This is a genomic window from Mesorhizobium vachelliae (genome assembly GCF_033977325.1).
Lineage (GTDB): Bacteria > Pseudomonadota > Alphaproteobacteria > Rhizobiales > Rhizobiaceae > Mesorhizobium > Mesorhizobium vachelliae.
Genome location: NZ_JAVIIR010000028.1, coordinates 20679 through 34852, shown reverse-complemented (window position 1 = coordinate 34852; position 14174 = coordinate 20679). Strand labels below are relative to the sequence as shown.

Annotated in this window: 16 protein-coding genes; 8 read left to right on the top strand and 8 right to left on the bottom strand. The window is 58.8% G+C overall.

All coding sequences use genetic code 11. The features are described 5' to 3' along the window. From RFM41_RS32380 to RFM41_RS32370, 3 genes are all read left to right on the top strand, one after another. On the top strand, positions 1–1936 hold a 1936-nt coding region (locus RFM41_RS32380; RefSeq protein WP_320319339.1), incomplete at its 5' end, for a VCBS domain-containing protein. 251 nt (positions 1937–2187) lie between these two features. Then, positions 2188–2556: a hypothetical protein gene (locus RFM41_RS32375; RefSeq protein ID WP_320253297.1), complete on the top strand. Its 369-nt coding sequence runs from the start codon at positions 2188–2190 to the stop codon at positions 2554–2556. 36 nt (positions 2557–2592) lie between these two features. Then, the gene (locus RFM41_RS32370; RefSeq protein ID WP_320253296.1) at positions 2593–3921 is read left to right on the top strand and encodes an ABC transporter substrate-binding protein; all 1329 of its coding nucleotides are present in this window, start codon (positions 2593–2595) and stop codon (positions 3919–3921) included. Positions 3922–3964: 43 nt separating this feature from the next. Here RFM41_RS32370 and RFM41_RS32365 read toward each other — a convergent pair whose 3' ends face one another. The 8 genes from RFM41_RS32365 to RFM41_RS32330 form a co-directional block, all read right to left on the bottom strand. After that, a complete protein-coding gene (locus RFM41_RS32365; RefSeq protein ID WP_320253295.1) occupies positions 3965–4270 on the bottom strand; it encodes an HNH endonuclease in 306 nt (101 codons plus the stop codon). A gap of 18 nt (positions 4271–4288) precedes the next feature. Continuing rightward, on the bottom strand, positions 4289–4909 hold the full coding sequence (locus RFM41_RS32360; protein WP_320253294.1) for a methyltransferase family protein: 621 nt from the start codon (positions 4907–4909) through the stop codon (positions 4289–4291). A 19-nt stretch (positions 4910–4928) separates the two neighbouring features. After that, positions 4929–5726, bottom strand: a complete 798-nt coding sequence (locus RFM41_RS32355) for a sterol desaturase family protein (protein WP_320253293.1) — start codon at positions 5724–5726, stop codon at positions 4929–4931. A gap of 92 nt (positions 5727–5818) precedes the next feature. Next, a complete protein-coding gene (locus RFM41_RS32350) occupies positions 5819–6331 on the bottom strand; it encodes a prepilin peptidase (protein ID WP_320253292.1) in 513 nt (170 codons plus the stop codon). A gap of 1 nt (position 6332) precedes the next feature. After that, on the bottom strand, positions 6333–6884 hold the full coding sequence (locus RFM41_RS32345; protein WP_320253291.1) for a tetratricopeptide repeat protein: 552 nt from the start codon (positions 6882–6884) through the stop codon (positions 6333–6335). Between the two features lie 54 nt (positions 6885–6938). After that, positions 6939–7802, bottom strand: a complete 864-nt coding sequence (locus RFM41_RS32340; RefSeq protein WP_430691591.1) for a type II secretion system F family protein — start codon at positions 7800–7802, stop codon at positions 6939–6941. A gap of 101 nt (positions 7803–7903) precedes the next feature. Next, entirely contained in the window at positions 7904–8878 is a 975-nt protein-coding gene (locus tag RFM41_RS32335; RefSeq protein WP_320253289.1) for a type II secretion system F family protein, read from the bottom strand. Continuing rightward, positions 8875–10257 (bottom strand): TadA family conjugal transfer-associated ATPase, encoded by a 1383-nt coding sequence (locus RFM41_RS32330; RefSeq protein WP_320253288.1) that lies wholly within the window; start codon positions 10255–10257, stop codon positions 8875–8877. The genes RFM41_RS32335 and RFM41_RS32330 overlap by 4 nt, the downstream gene beginning before the upstream one ends. Positions 10258–10755: 498 nt before the next feature. Here RFM41_RS32330 and RFM41_RS32325 point away from each other — a divergent pair, with 498 nt between their 5' ends. The 5 genes from RFM41_RS32325 to RFM41_RS32305 all read left to right on the top strand — a co-directional run bounded on the left by RFM41_RS32325 (position 10756) and on the right by RFM41_RS32305 (position 14164). Beyond that, the gene (locus tag RFM41_RS32325; protein WP_320253287.1) at positions 10756–10929 is read left to right on the top strand and encodes a Flp family type IVb pilin; all 174 of its coding nucleotides are present in this window, start codon (positions 10756–10758) and stop codon (positions 10927–10929) included. A 150-nt stretch (positions 10930–11079) separates the two neighbouring features. Then, positions 11080–11253, top strand: coding sequence for a Flp family type IVb pilin (locus RFM41_RS32320; RefSeq protein ID WP_320253286.1), 174 nt, complete (start codon positions 11080–11082; stop codon positions 11251–11253). 72 nt (positions 11254–11325) lie between these two features. After that, complete coding sequence (gene cpaB / locus RFM41_RS32315; protein ID WP_320253285.1) at positions 11326–12366, top strand: Flp pilus assembly protein CpaB; 1041 nt, start codon at positions 11326–11328, stop codon at positions 12364–12366. A gap of 54 nt (positions 12367–12420) precedes the next feature. After that, complete coding sequence (locus tag RFM41_RS32310) at positions 12421–13872, top strand: type II and III secretion system protein family protein (protein ID WP_320253284.1); 1452 nt, start codon at positions 12421–12423, stop codon at positions 13870–13872. Further along, on the top strand, positions 13859–14164 hold the full coding sequence (locus RFM41_RS32305) for a hypothetical protein (protein ID WP_320253283.1): 306 nt from the start codon (positions 13859–13861) through the stop codon (positions 14162–14164). The genes RFM41_RS32310 and RFM41_RS32305 overlap by 14 nt, the downstream gene beginning before the upstream one ends. Positions 14165–14174: the final 10 nt, after the last annotated feature.

Genomic DNA, 14174 nt, shown 5'->3' with positions numbered 1-14174 from the left:
CGTGACCGGCGCGAGCGGCACGGGCGGCTCGGGCTCGGCCGACGGTGCGACCCACATCCAGGGCACATACGGCTATCTGACGATCGACAGCGCGGGTCACTACACCTACACGCTGACGACACCGGAGGCCAACGTTCCGGCCGGCAACAACGGCACCAACATCCAGAGCGGCACCGACGCCTTCACCTATACGGTGCAGGACGCCTTCGGCAACACCAACACCTCGACCATCACCATCTCAATCAAGGACGACGTGCCGGGGATACTCTCCATCCAAAACGCCGTCATGCCGAACGTGAGCAATACCGACGCCCACGGCACATGGCAGCCTGTCTTCGGCGCGGACGGCCCCAATGCGGCTGCCGCGATCGGGATCGCCATGGGGACCTCGCCTGCTGGCGAGACTTACACGATCGTCAACAGTGGGAGCACGAGCCTCACGCACGAGCAAATCAATCAGGTCACGGTGACCCCGACCACAGGGACGGCCTACACATTCTACGAGTACACGCATTACGACGCGGCAACTCATAGCTCCGAAATGTTCGCGTATCAGACCCTGGCCGACGCGCAGGCCGGGCTGGGAAACAATGAGTTCTTTACGCTGACGATGTCGGCAGATGGCACTTACGACTTCCATCTCGCAACGAACCAGTTGCAATCCACGACAACTTTTAATGGATCAAGCATCCCACCCGGTAGCAACTACTATGTGGATGTTGCCGGGACGAGCATAACCAATGGCCAACACGCGAACGACCCAGTGCCTACCTCCGGCTATGACGTTCTGATCCAAGGCGGCACCAGCTATGTAGTGGCGACCGGTGGATTTACGCAGGGAACTGTCAATTCAAGCCAGGGCAGCTTCGGGGTGAATAATGCCCACTTTAACTCTGGCGAGGTTGTGGATTTCAAGTTCGGCACGCCGCAACTCTCGGCCTCGTTCGGCATCGCCACGCCACCCGCAGGCGAAAGCTTCCAGATTTACATCTGGAACTCCGCACATACTGCGTACCTGACCGAGACGCTGACGGGGAACAATGTCGGTACGTTCACTGTCGACGCAGCCCACTGGACCGGCACCGGCATCAATGACCTGGCACATTTCAACGCCTTTGTTGCCGCGAATGGCGGCGGCTTCTCGCAGATGGACGTCGTGAATAACGGGGTCACGGTTGACCTCACATCCATCAAATATAACGAGCAAGTGACGGTGACCGATACCAGCCTGACCTTCGCCCCCACCATCACCGATGGCGACGGCGATATGGCCTCAAGCGCCAGCAATCTCACGGTATCTTTGATCGGTAGCCATACCGGCTCCGGATATCAATTGCCGGTGTCAGGATCGGGGACGAACGACGTTTTCGTCGCAAGCGCGAACGGGCATGATACTTTTACGGCAACCGGAACCAACAACACGGTCGACTTCTCCAACGCGGCGAGTTCCGTCCAGGTCAACCTCTTAACGCACATTTACGGCGGAGCAGCGACTGGCGACACGTTGACGGGAATAGAGAACCTGATCGGCTCCTCGCACGACAACGACGTTCTGGTCGGCGACGACAGCGCCAATACGCTGATCGCCGGCAGCGGCCAGACGACAATGACGGGCAACGGCGGCGCGGACACCTTCGTCATCAACGCCGCGACGTGGAACAGCGGGGGCAACATTCATGATATCATCTCCGACTATCACTCGAATGAGGGCGATAGTATCGATCTGAGCAAGGTTCTGGATGCCGCTTTCGGCGGTAGCCAGACAAGCGCGGACGCGCTCAACAGCATCAAAGCGACCACCGTCGGGACCGACACCGAGATCAGCGTTACGCATAACAACTCAACCGTTGTGGTAGCAACGTTGTCGGGTGTATCGAGCACAATCAACATTGTGTACGACGACGCTCATCACACCACGACTGTGCATACGCCATAAAGCGCATGCACAGCGATCGATCAGCTTCGCCGAGGGGAAACGAATATCCCTTCGGCAAAGCCTTGTTTGGGGAAGAGGACAACGGCCTTTCCTGGGCGCTTGGCTAAGGCAGCCAACAGGACAGGCGAGCCAGTCAGTGAAAAGCGCCGTCTTTTACGACGGTGACTGTGGCGCAAGTGGCACAGCACGCAACTGTGCTTCCATGCTATGCATTAGAGAACCGTGAATTTGCAATTCGGAGAGGAACTTACATGAAGCATTGTGCAGGATTGCTGGCTTCGGCCGCGGCGCTGCTCCTGGCGGGATCGACAGGCTTCGCGGCCGACATCATCGGCGAGCCGGCGGTGAATTATTGCCGCACGGTGGGCACCTCGGACCTGGTGCTGACCGACAACATGGTCGAGCTCAAGGACCATGTGGTGAAGCTGATGGACGAATCGGTCGCCGTCGCCAACAGCCCGGAATGGATCAACTCGTCGCGTCCCGCCTTCGTCTGGGCCTCGGAAGCCAAGGTCGCCTGCGGCATGGCCTATGGCTACCTCAAGACGAACTACAAGGACGAAGACACGCTCAACAAATGCGAATGCTTCCACGACCGCATGGTCGAGTATATGCACTGAGCTGACGGGCGTGCGCTGCGCCGACCGGCTGTAATGATGACGATGCAAGAACAGGCAGACGCCTGCGCGACCACCGCGCCGGCCGCCGCGCCTGCCGGCATGATGCGGGCGACTGATCTCCGACGCGAGCGTTGGCTGGCCCTGGTCTTTGCCGTTGCAGCGGCCGCGTCTGGATGCCAGTCCAAGAGCGGCGCGTCGGACGTGCTCGATCCATCGGCGATCGCGGCACCCGCCGGTCAAGTGGGCGCCGCGGCAGCGCCCGCTCAGCAGGCCAGTACCCAGACCTTGGACAGCGCGACTTCGGGCGCCCCGACCTCGACCGCCGCCGCCAAGGCCCAGCTGACGCTCGGCACGGGGCCGACCAAGGTGGCCATGCTGCTGCCGCTTTCGGCGCCCGGAAGCACGGGCGAGAACGGCCGAAAGATGTATGACGGCGCGCGCCTCGCAATGGCCGATCTCGGCGACAAGCTTCTGACGCTGACGATCGAGGATACGCGCGGCGACAGCGGTTACGCGAAGGATCTCGCGGTGAAGGCGATCACCTCGGGCACGGCGAAGGCCGTCATCGGACCATCCGAGCTCGCGGCCGCTCAGCACCTTGCCAAGCTCTCCGGCTCCAAGCGGCCGCCGGTGCTGGCGCTGGCCGACAATTTCGCCGGCGGCCCCGGCGTCTATTCCGTGCGGCTCGGCGAAGCCGACAGCGCGGCGGCGGGCGCGGCGGCGATCGCCAGCAAGGGCGCCAGGAAATTCGTGCTGATGGTGCCGGCGGGCGCGGACTCGAGCCCCATTGAATCGCGGGTGGCCAACGCGCTCAGCATCTATGGTGCCACGCTTGCGGTGACGCTGCCCTATTCACCGACGGACGGCGGCGCGAAGGTGGTGTCGGACATGAGCTCGCTGGTCGAGGCGCCCGACGCCGTGGTCGTCGCCTGCGGCGGCGGCAGCCCTATCGCCGTACTGGCGGCGCTGAAGGCCAAAGGCATTCCCGGCAAGAAGGTGACGCTGATCGGCACCGACCGCTGGCTCGAGCGCCCGATGGATCCGCTCTATGAGGGCGCCTATATCGCGACGCTCGACGAGAGCGAGACAGGGCCGATCGCCGACCGCTTCAAGGCGACCTACAAATACCAGCCCGACGTCAACGTCGCCTATGCCTACGACATGGTGGCGCTGAGCGCGGGCATAGCGAGCTCGACCGGCCCCGACGGGTTCAACAAGCAGGTGCTGGAGAACGCGACCGGCTTCCGCGGCTCGACCGGCCTGTTCCGCTTCCGTAGCGACGGCTCGAGCCAAAGGTCGATGCCGTTCTTCAAGGTGGAGAAGGGCCAGCTGAAGCTGGTGGAGAAATCGACTTCGGGGTTTTGAGGGGGGCGGGTACGCCCGATGACCTTCTGAACGACTTCAGGCGTTATTGGGGCGCACTTTTCCCACGGGAGCTCTTAGGAGCAGACGTCGCGTAGTTGGGCCCGGCCCGCTTCGCGACCATTCGACTCTGTACCATTTGCCTGCCGCGATGCTGATTGCAGTGGAAGCATGCAGCAGCTAGGTTTCCAACGTTATCTCGGCCCCCGTCCATCTTTGCTTTTTTATGCTCTATCGTTGCACGCGTAGGCCCGCCAATTGTAAAGGGTCGCTTGCAATAGCAGCAACGCCCCTCTTGGGATCTAATCAATCGAGCTAATACGCGTCTTTTGTATCGGCTGGGGATTGTCATAAACCATATAGTCTTAATCTATCTTGTTAATTTCAGCGTCGGGACCAGCATTGGAGTAGTCCGTGCATAACTATCGTATTCGGAGAAGGCAGCCCGCAACACTTTTTCTTCGTTCACGATCCGCCGGTATTGGAAAATAAAAACAACAATTCCCACGCCGACCGCTGTGAACGTCGGATTGCGAAGAATGATACCAGCTAGGACAATCGCTTCACAGGTGTAGAGGGGGTGCCGCACGATCTGATACGGACCTGTGGTGACGAGTCGGCGTGCCTGGGCAAGAATGCTGAACGACCGGCCCAGCCACCAGAGGCACAAGATACACAATGCGAACCCGACGATAGTAACCAGGTCGGCTATCAATTCAAGCTGCTGTGCCACCTGCGGTCGCGGGAAGGCCACCAGAGTTATGGTGGCGAAGCAACCGATCAGGGCGGAAATACGGGGTTCGATCCCCTGGGCCGTCTTCACCGGCGGAAGCCTTGCCACGGTCGTCAAGACGACGAGCACCATGAAGCCGAGCGCCGCAATGTTCGCTCCGACATCGACCAGCCGTGACGCGGTCCAGTCCGCTTTACTGACATCTGCGGCGGTTGCTGCAGCCTTCAATGTTGCGCATATCGTGAAGTAAAGCGTCATAGTCGCGCGCCCGATGAAGTCACGCATCGCTGGTGGAGGGAGCTTCATCGGTCTTGCCTTTCGGGACAAATGGATAGGCGAGTTGCTCGATGTAGTTCGACGGAATGGGGTCCTCGATGCCATAGCGCTCAGGCACGGCATTGCCGGGGAGGTGCATCGTTCCAAAGATGACATCGATGAATGCAAGTTGGCCCGCAAAGTTCTTGTCATACGCAGCCCGCTCATTTGCGTGGTGCCAATGATGAAATTGTGGTGAAGCGACCAGCCAACGAAGCGGACCGATGTTCAGTCTGACATTGGCATGCAGCAATAAGGCGTGGGCGTGGAAGATGAACGCGAATAAGCCGATGGCTTCCTCGCTATAACCCAGCAAGTAAAGTGGGATGAAGGAAGCGCCTTTTGTGAGTATCTGGTCTACCGGGTGGATGCGATGCCCCGCAAGCCAGTCAAGCTCCTCGATGCTGTGATGGACTGCGTGGAAACGCCACAAAAACGGGACAGCGTGAAAGGCCCGGTGGGCGAAGTAAAAAACTATGTCTGCTATCAGGACAATTTCTGTGACTTGCAGCCAAATCGGTTGCAACGATACAGCCGTGCCAACAGATTTGGGCACAAGCCAGCCCATCGAGGCGGTCGCCAATGTGATTACTGCAACCAGACCGAGCGTTATCGGGGCATTGTTGAATACGGCGTAAACCAGATCATTGAGGAAAGCTCTACGAAAGATTTTCTGGTTAGGTCGCAGGGCAAAGAGATGCTCAATCGGCACGAAGATCAGGGCCGTAATCAAAAGAACTTTGAAATTCAAGACATCCATACGGCGCCCCGCCGAACACCTCGCAATCCAACCACTTCGATAGCGTTAGCGCAAGCTAATGGTTTCCGAAGGGTTAATTACCGATGCCATGGCTAACCAAATACGTTCAGGCCATACGCAATCTGCACCGCTATCGTGCAGATTGCCGCGGCCGATATCGGCACCCCAAACGGCACCACGCCCTTTCGGTCCAAATGCTGGATGTAAATGCGAAACGCGCCTGCTGGTAACAGCAATGGGTTCTTGACCGCCACTGCCATGATCAAAGCAAAGATCAAGAGCAGTAGCGAGAACACCGCCAAACCGCTGCCGCCAATCACAAACGGCATCACGGCCATCAGCTTGACGTCGCCGGCCCCAAGCTTGCGCATTGCCCAGAACGGGAACAGAGCCAGGAACAGCACCAGCCCCGCGATCGCGCTCAGGCCCAGGTCCCACCACGATTCTGCAACTACCGAGGCAAGCTGAAGCGATCCAAGGCCAAGGCACAGAAGGAGCAGAACATCGCCATTAGTGATCTTCTGCCGGGTAAAGTCTACTACGGCGACGCGCGCGAGCAGAGCTGCGGCCAACAGCTTCAGCAGGATCGACGCAACCAGAACCACCTTAGCGCTCTATGTTCTGCACACTGGATGACAGAAGCTTCAGGTTGTTGGCCACGGTCGGATCGTTGGGCGCGAGCTCGTAAGCCTTGAGAAAGTTGGTGCGCGCCTCCTGCAGCTTGCCGCGCAGCAGGTAGGAATAGCCGACATTGTTGTAATATTCAGGCGTCGCGCCGAGCAGCTTGTAGGCCCGGCCGTAGGCCATATCGGAAAGATCGAAGCGACGGATGCGGTCGCAGGATGCGGCAAGGCCCAGCCATGCCACGCCGTCATTGGGCGCCAGGCGGGTAGCCTTATAGAACAAGGCGCCGGCGTTGCCGTAGTTTTCGGAACGGAACTGTGTCTTGGCCTCGGCCACCGCCTGATCCGAGGCATAATAATCAACGTCGCTGACTGTTTTCAGGCCTTTGAAGGCATCGCCAAAGGCGGTGAAGTCGCCTTGGGCCGGCTCGTTGGTACGAACCACACCGTCGGTGAGATCCGACCCCTTCGTCTGGCAGCTAGCGACCAGGGCCAGCAGCACGCCGCCTGCAGCAAGGCAGATCCGTCTTTTCATCCCGTGCTCCAAGGAGCCCCTCCGACTCATTTTAGAAGATAATCATACGACGGATCAGAAGAAAATGCCTTTCATGCGGATGAGGACCGGCAACATGACGACCATCATCACGACCGGAAAGATGCACAGCCCCAGAGGAATCATCATCTTGACCGGCAGCGCATTGGCCTGCTCTTCCGCGCTCATGATCCTCTGGGTACGCATCTCGTCGCTATACACCCGCAACGCTTCCGTAAGGCTGGTGCCGAGTTCTTCCGATTGCCGGAAGAGAACCGCCAGTGCCTTGGCCTCGTCGAGGCCGATGCGATCCGCAAGCTCACGCAACGCCTCGCGCAACGGCTTGCCGGCGCGCAACTGCAAGTTCATGATGGCGAGTTGGATTCCGAGCCACTTGTGGGTGCCGGCGAGTTCGGCTCCCACTCGATCAACCGCCCCCTCGAGACTCATGCCTGCATCGGCGCAGGTGATCATCATATCCATGAAGTCGGGAAATCCTCGGCGATAGATTTGCTTTTGGGTGTTTTCAAAACGATCCAGCATGATGCTGGGAATGACTATACAGCCCAGCCCAAGCAAGGCGGCGCCGAAAAAAGCGAGCACGCTAGGCAGTTGAGGCGGCAGCAGAGCCGACAGGAGTGCGAAACTACCGAGAAACCCGACACACACTGCACCGAGTCGTGAAAGCGTATAGATAATTGGAGCGGTCGGTTGGTGGAACCCTGCCCGAAATAGCTTTGCTTCGAGCGCATTAGGTTCCCCGCGCTCCTTCTCAAGGGCCCGGAAGTAAGCGTCGACTGGTCGTTGAGCCGAAATCTTGTTGATTTCCTGCTGAGCAGCAAGCGAACGACGACTGGTTATACCTTCCGACAGAAGACTGTCGGCGATCCGCTTCCTCGTCTCAAGAACCGGCGCCAGCATCAGGCCGACCAACAGGAAGAGCGCGCCCGCCGCGATGAAAACGGCTACGGAAAGCAGTTGGGCGGAATTTCCAAGGTCGTTGAACAAGCTAGTCTCGCATCCTAGAAATCGAAATTGACCATCCGATACATGATGTAGTCGCCCAGGAGCGCCCAGCACCCGAAGATGACGAAGACGGGCACAATGATCGGATTGCCCCAAACGTCGCCATAGTAGCTAGGTGCAACGCCCCATAAGATCAGAAACATGAGCACCGGGAAGAGAGAAATGATCCATGCCGACATTCGCCCCTCTGCCGACAAGGCCCTGATCTTCAGCCGAAGTTTACGCCGCTCCCGCATCACTGAAGCAAGGTTGGACAGTATCTCGGTGAGATTGCCGCCCGTTTTGGCCTGTATCGACAGAGACACCGACAGGAGGTGCAATCCTTCGAATCCGACCCGCTCCGACAGCCTGCGGACAGCCTGCTCTAGACTCAGGCCAAAGGAGATCTCGTCCGAGACGATACCAAATTCGGTACCCAGGGGATCCGGCATTTCACGAGCGACCAGCCCGATCGCCACCGTTGTCGGATGACCTGCGCGGAGCGACCGCACGATCATGTCGAGGGCATCGGGTAGTTGGCTTGCGAATTTGTTGATTCGTTTACTCCTGGCTCGCTTCAACACAAGTAAAGGCAGGGCAATTGAAATAAGGAGAAAAATGAGAGCCGCTACAACTGCCGAGGATCCCATTAGAAGAACCGCGATCAAAGCCAGCACTAGGCCAGCCAGTACAAAGACGATAGCAAAACTGATCGGATTACCGGTTATGCCGGACTGTGTATAAAGGCGATTGAGGCTAACGGCGCCGAAAATGAAATCGCCTGACGCGGTCAAGCCGCGCTCCTGCAGAAGTCCCTGCAGGCTCTGTTCCGCAGGCGCATGATCGCCCATCAATTGGAGGCGGCGGTTTATGATTCCGGCGCGCGCTCGCGTTCCGGCTATAGAAACGAACATCACTTCGACCGCGAGAATGACAGACGCCGCAGCCAGCACGTATATGAGATAAAGCAGAGTCTGACCGGTCGGGATCATAAAGGAACCTGAGGATTGAAAGCATCCTTCGCGAAATGATGGCCCAAGGTTGCGACCTCAGTCGCAAAACGTGGGCGAACACCCGTAGCGCGGAACTCGCCTACGATTGACCCGTCTGAAGCAACATCGCGACGAACGAAATGGTAGATTTCTTGGAGTTGGACGACGTTGCCTTCCATGCCGGTGATCTCCGAAATGGATACGACCCGCCGGCCGCCATCCGAAAGGCGCTGCGTCTGTATGATGATGTCGATGGCTGAGGCGATCTGAGCGCGGATCGAGTCATTGGTCATCGGCATGCCCGCCATCCCAACCATTTGCTCGAGGCGCGAGATCGCATCGCGAGGCGTGTTGGCGTGAATGGTTGTCATTGAGCCTTCGTGACCTGTGTTCATCGCCTGCAGCATGTCAAAGGCCTCCTCGCCGCGAACCTCGCCTACGATGATGCGGTCTGGACGCATGCGCAGCGCGTTCTTCAGCAGCTCGCGCTGACGAACTTCCCCCTTGCCCTCGACATTGGGCGGGCGCGTTTCGAGCCGGCCGACATGCGGCTGCTGCAGTTGCAGTTCCGCCGCGTCCTCGATCGTAACAAGCCGCTCCTTGGCAGGGATGTAACTTGATAGGGCATTCAGCAACGTGGTCTTGCCGCTGCCAGTGCCGCCGGACACAAGGATCGACTTGCGCGCTTGCACGGCGATGCGAAGCAGTTCGATCATCGGCTGACGGATCGAATTGAACGCCATCAGCCGCTCGAGCGAATAAGGGTTTTTGGAGAATTTGCGGATCGACACCAGCGGCCCATCGACGGATATCGGTCGCACCGCGATATTGACACGCGAACCGTCGTCAAGACGCGCATCGACCATAGGAGCCGACTCGTCGACCCGCCTGCCGATATTTGAGACGATCTTGTTAACGATTCGCAGAAGATGGGCTTCATCGCGAAAGCGGATGGCTGTTTCTTCCAAAACGCCACGGCGCTCGACGAAGACATGCTTGTGCGTGTTAATCAGAATATCCGCGATCGAGTCATCTTTGAGAAGAGGCTCGATCGGCCCAAGCCCGAGCATCTCATCGGCCGTGTCACTGGTCAGTTGATCAAGTTCGCGCGCATTCAGGGGCACGTTGCGGCCTCGGACGAACTCGCGCACGATCGGCAGTATCTCGTTGAGTATTTCGTCCTTGGACGCATTTTCGAGCGCAGTCAGGTTGAAGCGATCGATGAGGTGGCGATGGAGATCCACCTTCAAAGAGAGGAAGTCTTCGTCCTGTGATTCGGCCTGCATAACCGGAGCACTTGCGACCCCGCTCAATGCCGGAACGGGCGCCGACTGCGCCGCCTTTTGTTCGTTTGACCCTTTGATGAAGCGACCCAGCATGTCGCTGAACCCCTGCTTATTTCCCCAGCGTTGAAACTAAGCGTTAACCACGGCCCGCACAAGCGGCCTTGAGGGCACACTGGACGCATTACTTGCGACATAGTTAAGAAAGCAGGTTTCGATAAATCGTTTTATTTCCGCATTGCCCGGATAATAGACCAAAGTCCTAGGACTTTTGTCGCTTCGCCCGCACGAATTTGGCTTGTAACGCGTTAGATATAATGAGTTATGCACAATTACTAATATGATAGAGGCGATGGCATAGCTGCGGCGGAATTGTGAACGAATGGTTAAAATCGCTTGAAAAGCGAGGCGAATCAAGCTGTTGTCAAAATTGAAATTGCCCCAGATCGAGTATTGAAAGGTTAAGGGACTGTTAATCCATTTGACTTGGCTTTTTTGCGCGACCTAGGATTGAAGGTGACGGGGGATGCTTGGGTATGGGGTTCATCCTTAGGCTCGTCTCGTCGGGTTAAAGCCTCCAAAGGAGAAATTGGCATGAAGAAGCTCATGACGATGGCCCGGCAGTTCCGCGACGATGAAAACGGCGCTGCTATGGTCGAATACACGGTTCTGCTCGGCATCATCACAGTGGCCGTTATCGCCACTGTGATCCTGGTCGGCACCTGGGTTGCTGGCCGCTGGACCGCACTCAACGCAGCGCTTCCGTGATCATGAATATCTGAAGCCGGTCCGAGCGCAATTGCTCGGACCCCTTCCCCTAGGTTGTAGAGACAGGCTTGGTGAAGGACGATTGGGTGGGTTGGAGTTATATATGTTCGGCTTGCCTTTTCAGGTTTCAGGGTTCCGGGAGAAAAAGCCATGAACAGATTCTCAATTGTGGCCCGGCGGTTCCGCGACGACGAGAACGGTGCTGCTATGGTTGAATACACAGTCTTGCTCGGCATCATCACAGTGGCGGTGATCGCCACTGTTGTGCTGGTCGGCGCTTGGGTTGGAACGCAGTGGACGACGCTGCAGGCCGCGCTGCCTTGACCGTGACGATTTCCATCGACGCCGGGCTACCGGCGTCGATGAACTAAATAGAACGACTTGGCGGGGGCCAATATGCGCGCAAATACGGTAATTATGGTTATACTCGCCGGCGTCTTTGGTATACTGGCGGTGGTGTTGGTCAATATGTGGCTCGCCAACCAGCGCAGCGCCATGGCAAGGCCTGGCGATCTACCGCGCGATACGGTTGTGGTGGCCGCCACTCCGCTTAAATTCGGCGACTCACTTAGTGCGGACAAATTGCGCGAGATCCCATGGCCCGCTGGCGCTGTTCCGGCCGGCGCGTTCAAAACGACCAAGGATCTTCTGGCCGGCGACGGTGCCAAGCAGGCCCTTCAGGCGATCGGCGTCAACGAACCCGTGCTCGCCACCAAAATCACAGGCCCAGGCCAACGCGCCACACTTTCGGCCGTGCTGGCGGAGGGCATGAAGGCCGTCTCCATCCGGGTCAACGACGTGCTCGGCGTGGCGGGATTCGTTTTCCCGGGTGATCGGGTCGACGTGCTGTTGACTCGCACCGCGCATAGCGACGGCGGCCCGGACAAGAGCTACGTCGACGTGCTGCTGCAAAGCGTCAAGGTGCTCGCCGTCGACCAGGTGGCTGACGAAAGCAAGGACAGCCCCACTGTCGTGAAGGCTGTGACCGTCGAAGTCAGCACCAAGGATGCGCAAAAGCTCACCCTTGCGGCCGATGCCGGCCAGTTGTCGCTGGCGCTCCGTCAAGCAGCCGCCAGCAAGGCGGAATCGACCGAGCGCATAACGCTCTCGGATCTTACCGGCGACACGCCCGAAGATGCCGCCAAAAGGCAAGCGGAACTCGAACGGCAGAAAGCCGCGGACGCAGCCGCGGCCGAGGATCGCAAACGGGCCGACGACAAGATCGACGGATTGGCCCAGGCCGTGCAGCGGGTTGGAAGCCAGATTGACCAATTGAGTAAGGTTAAGCCCGCGCCTGCTGTTGCGCCTGCAACACAAGCGCAGGAGGTAATTAAGCAAGTCGTAAAATATGTGCAGCCTGAACCGCCGGCCCGCGCTACTATCGGCGTGTTTCGTGGCGTGAAGCTTGAGACATACGACGTGCCGCGCCAACATTAGAAAGCGGCCGGCCAAATGAGGGGCTGCCAATCGGCGGCAATTGGGGAGACGGGGATGCAGGCGTTTTGGGTGAGGATAGCGGCGACTGCGCTGTCCCTCGTGGCGTTTTCGGCGATCTCCGGCCATCCGGCCAGAGCGGGTGACCGCTTCATCGACGTGTCGAGCCCGTCGCTGCATCGCGTGTTCGTGCCGGTGTCGCAATCCGCCACGATCCAGGTGAACGCCACGTTGGGCGATATCGTCGTCGGCGACGAGAAGATCGCCGATGCCCAGCCGATGACCGACAAGACGCTCTATGTCATCGGCAAGACCGTCGGCACTACGACCGTCAACCTGTTCTCGGACGACAAGCGCTCGCTCGGCACCATCCAGATCGAGGTCGGCCAGGATGTCGGCGACATGGCCGCCGCCATCCGTCAGGTGGCGCCGAAAGCCCGCATCGAGATCGGCTCGATCAACGGCAAGGTGCGGCTTAGCGGCCATGTCAAGGATGCCGCGACGCTGGCGCAGATCGTCGAGGTGACGCAGCAATACGGACCGGATTCCATCATCAACGCGGTGACGATCGACGACAGCGAGCAGGTCAATCTTTCCGTGCGGATCCTCGAAGCCAAGCGCAATGCCGGGCGCGATCTCGGTGTTTCGTTCAGGAGCAGGGGCAGCGATGCGACCCAGTTCGGGACGGGCATAGCTGCAGCAACAAAGACTACTAACGGCAACGCTGTGTTAGCTGGCGGAGAATTGCTCAGCGGTCTCCTGTCGACCGGCAGTCCTTTCGGAGCGCTGATCACCCAGGTCGTCGACAGCAACATCAAGGTCGATCTGATAATCGAGGCCCTAGAGTCGAAGGGCGTCGTGCGCCTATTGGCCGAACCGAACCTCACCACGGTGTCCGGCGAAACCGCCAGCTTCAACGCCGGTGGCGAGGTGCCGATCCGCAGCGTCAACAGCCAGGGCGAAGTCGAGATCATATTCAAACAGTTCGGCGTTAACCTGAACTTCACGCCGGTGGTGCTCGACGACGGCAAGATCCACATCAAGCTGGCGCCGGAAGTGAGCGACCTGACGGGCTTTACCCCCGCCGGCGATCCGATATTCACCAACCGCAAGCTGGCAACAACGGTCGATCTACGCGACGGTCAGAGCTTCGCCGTCGGCGGCCTGCTTTCCAGCAAGAACACCAGGCTTCAGGACCAGGTGCCGTGGCTCGGCCAGGTGCCGATCATCGGCGCGCTGTTCCACAATTCGAGCACACAGAAGGAAGAGACCGAGCTGGTCGTGATCGTCACGCCGCATCTCGTGCGGCCGGTGAAGCCCGGCGAGCAACTGGCGACGCCTTTCGACAAAACCAAGCCTGCTAATGACCCCGAGCTCATGCTGCTCGGCCAGCTCGAGGTCAGCAAGGACATGATCCGGAAATATGAGCTGGGCGAAGGCGTCACCGGCCCTTACGGCCACATGCTGGATGTGAAATCGAAGGACAAGCTGCTCTATGTCAAGAAATAAGCTCCTGCTCGTCCTTCTCAGTGCCGGCCTGCTTGCAGGCTGCGCGGCCGACTATTTGAACAACTACGACACGATGACGCTGGCGTCGGGCGACTCGCAGAAAGCCAACCAGCTGCTGCAGACCGTCGACCCGTATAACCCGGCTTCGAACAACACGAAGATCGAAGGCGATGGCGCTCGGTCGGTCGGCATCGTGCAGAAATACAAGCTTCCGCCAACCACATCCGCGCCGACGACGAACATGACGGTCAATGTCGGGCCGTCATCGGCCACGACGAACGCAACACCGTGAAAAGAAGGTG

Bases quoted from the DNA above. Each gene is read 5' to 3' on its own strand.
- RFM41_RS32375 (WP_320253297.1), top strand. From the start codon at position 2,188: ATGAAGCATTGTGCAGGATTGCTGGCTTCGGCCGCGGCGCTGCTCCTG.
- RFM41_RS32370 (WP_320253296.1), top strand. From the start codon at position 2,593: ATGACGATGCAAGAACAGGCAGACGCCTGCGCGACCACCGCGCCGGCC.
- RFM41_RS32365 (WP_320253295.1), bottom strand. From the start codon at position 4,270: ATGACAATCCCCAGCCGATACAAAAGACGCGTATTAGCTCGATTGATT.
- RFM41_RS32360 (WP_320253294.1), bottom strand. From the start codon at position 4,909: ATGACGCTTTACTTCACGATATGCGCAACATTGAAGGCTGCAGCAACC.
- RFM41_RS32355 (WP_320253293.1), bottom strand. From the start codon at position 5,726: ATGGATGTCTTGAATTTCAAAGTTCTTTTGATTACGGCCCTGATCTTC.
- RFM41_RS32345 (WP_320253291.1), bottom strand. From the start codon at position 6,884: ATGAAAAGACGGATCTGCCTTGCTGCAGGCGGCGTGCTGCTGGCCCTG.
- RFM41_RS32340 (WP_430691591.1), bottom strand. From the start codon at position 7,802: ATGCTGGCGCCGGTTCTTGAGACGAGGAAGCGGATCGCCGACAGTCTT.
- RFM41_RS32335 (WP_320253289.1), bottom strand. From the start codon at position 8,878: ATGATCCCGACCGGTCAGACTCTGCTTTATCTCATATACGTGCTGGCT.
- RFM41_RS32330 (WP_320253288.1), bottom strand. From the start codon at position 10,257: ATGCTGGGTCGCTTCATCAAAGGGTCAAACGAACAAAAGGCGGCGCAG.
- RFM41_RS32325 (WP_320253287.1), top strand. From the start codon at position 10,756: ATGAAGAAGCTCATGACGATGGCCCGGCAGTTCCGCGACGATGAAAAC.
- RFM41_RS32320 (WP_320253286.1), top strand. From the start codon at position 11,080: ATGAACAGATTCTCAATTGTGGCCCGGCGGTTCCGCGACGACGAGAAC.
- cpaB (WP_320253285.1), top strand. From the start codon at position 11,326: ATGCGCGCAAATACGGTAATTATGGTTATACTCGCCGGCGTCTTTGGT.
- RFM41_RS32310 (WP_320253284.1), top strand. From the start codon at position 12,421: ATGCAGGCGTTTTGGGTGAGGATAGCGGCGACTGCGCTGTCCCTCGTG.
- RFM41_RS32305 (WP_320253283.1), top strand. From the start codon at position 13,859: ATGTCAAGAAATAAGCTCCTGCTCGTCCTTCTCAGTGCCGGCCTGCTT.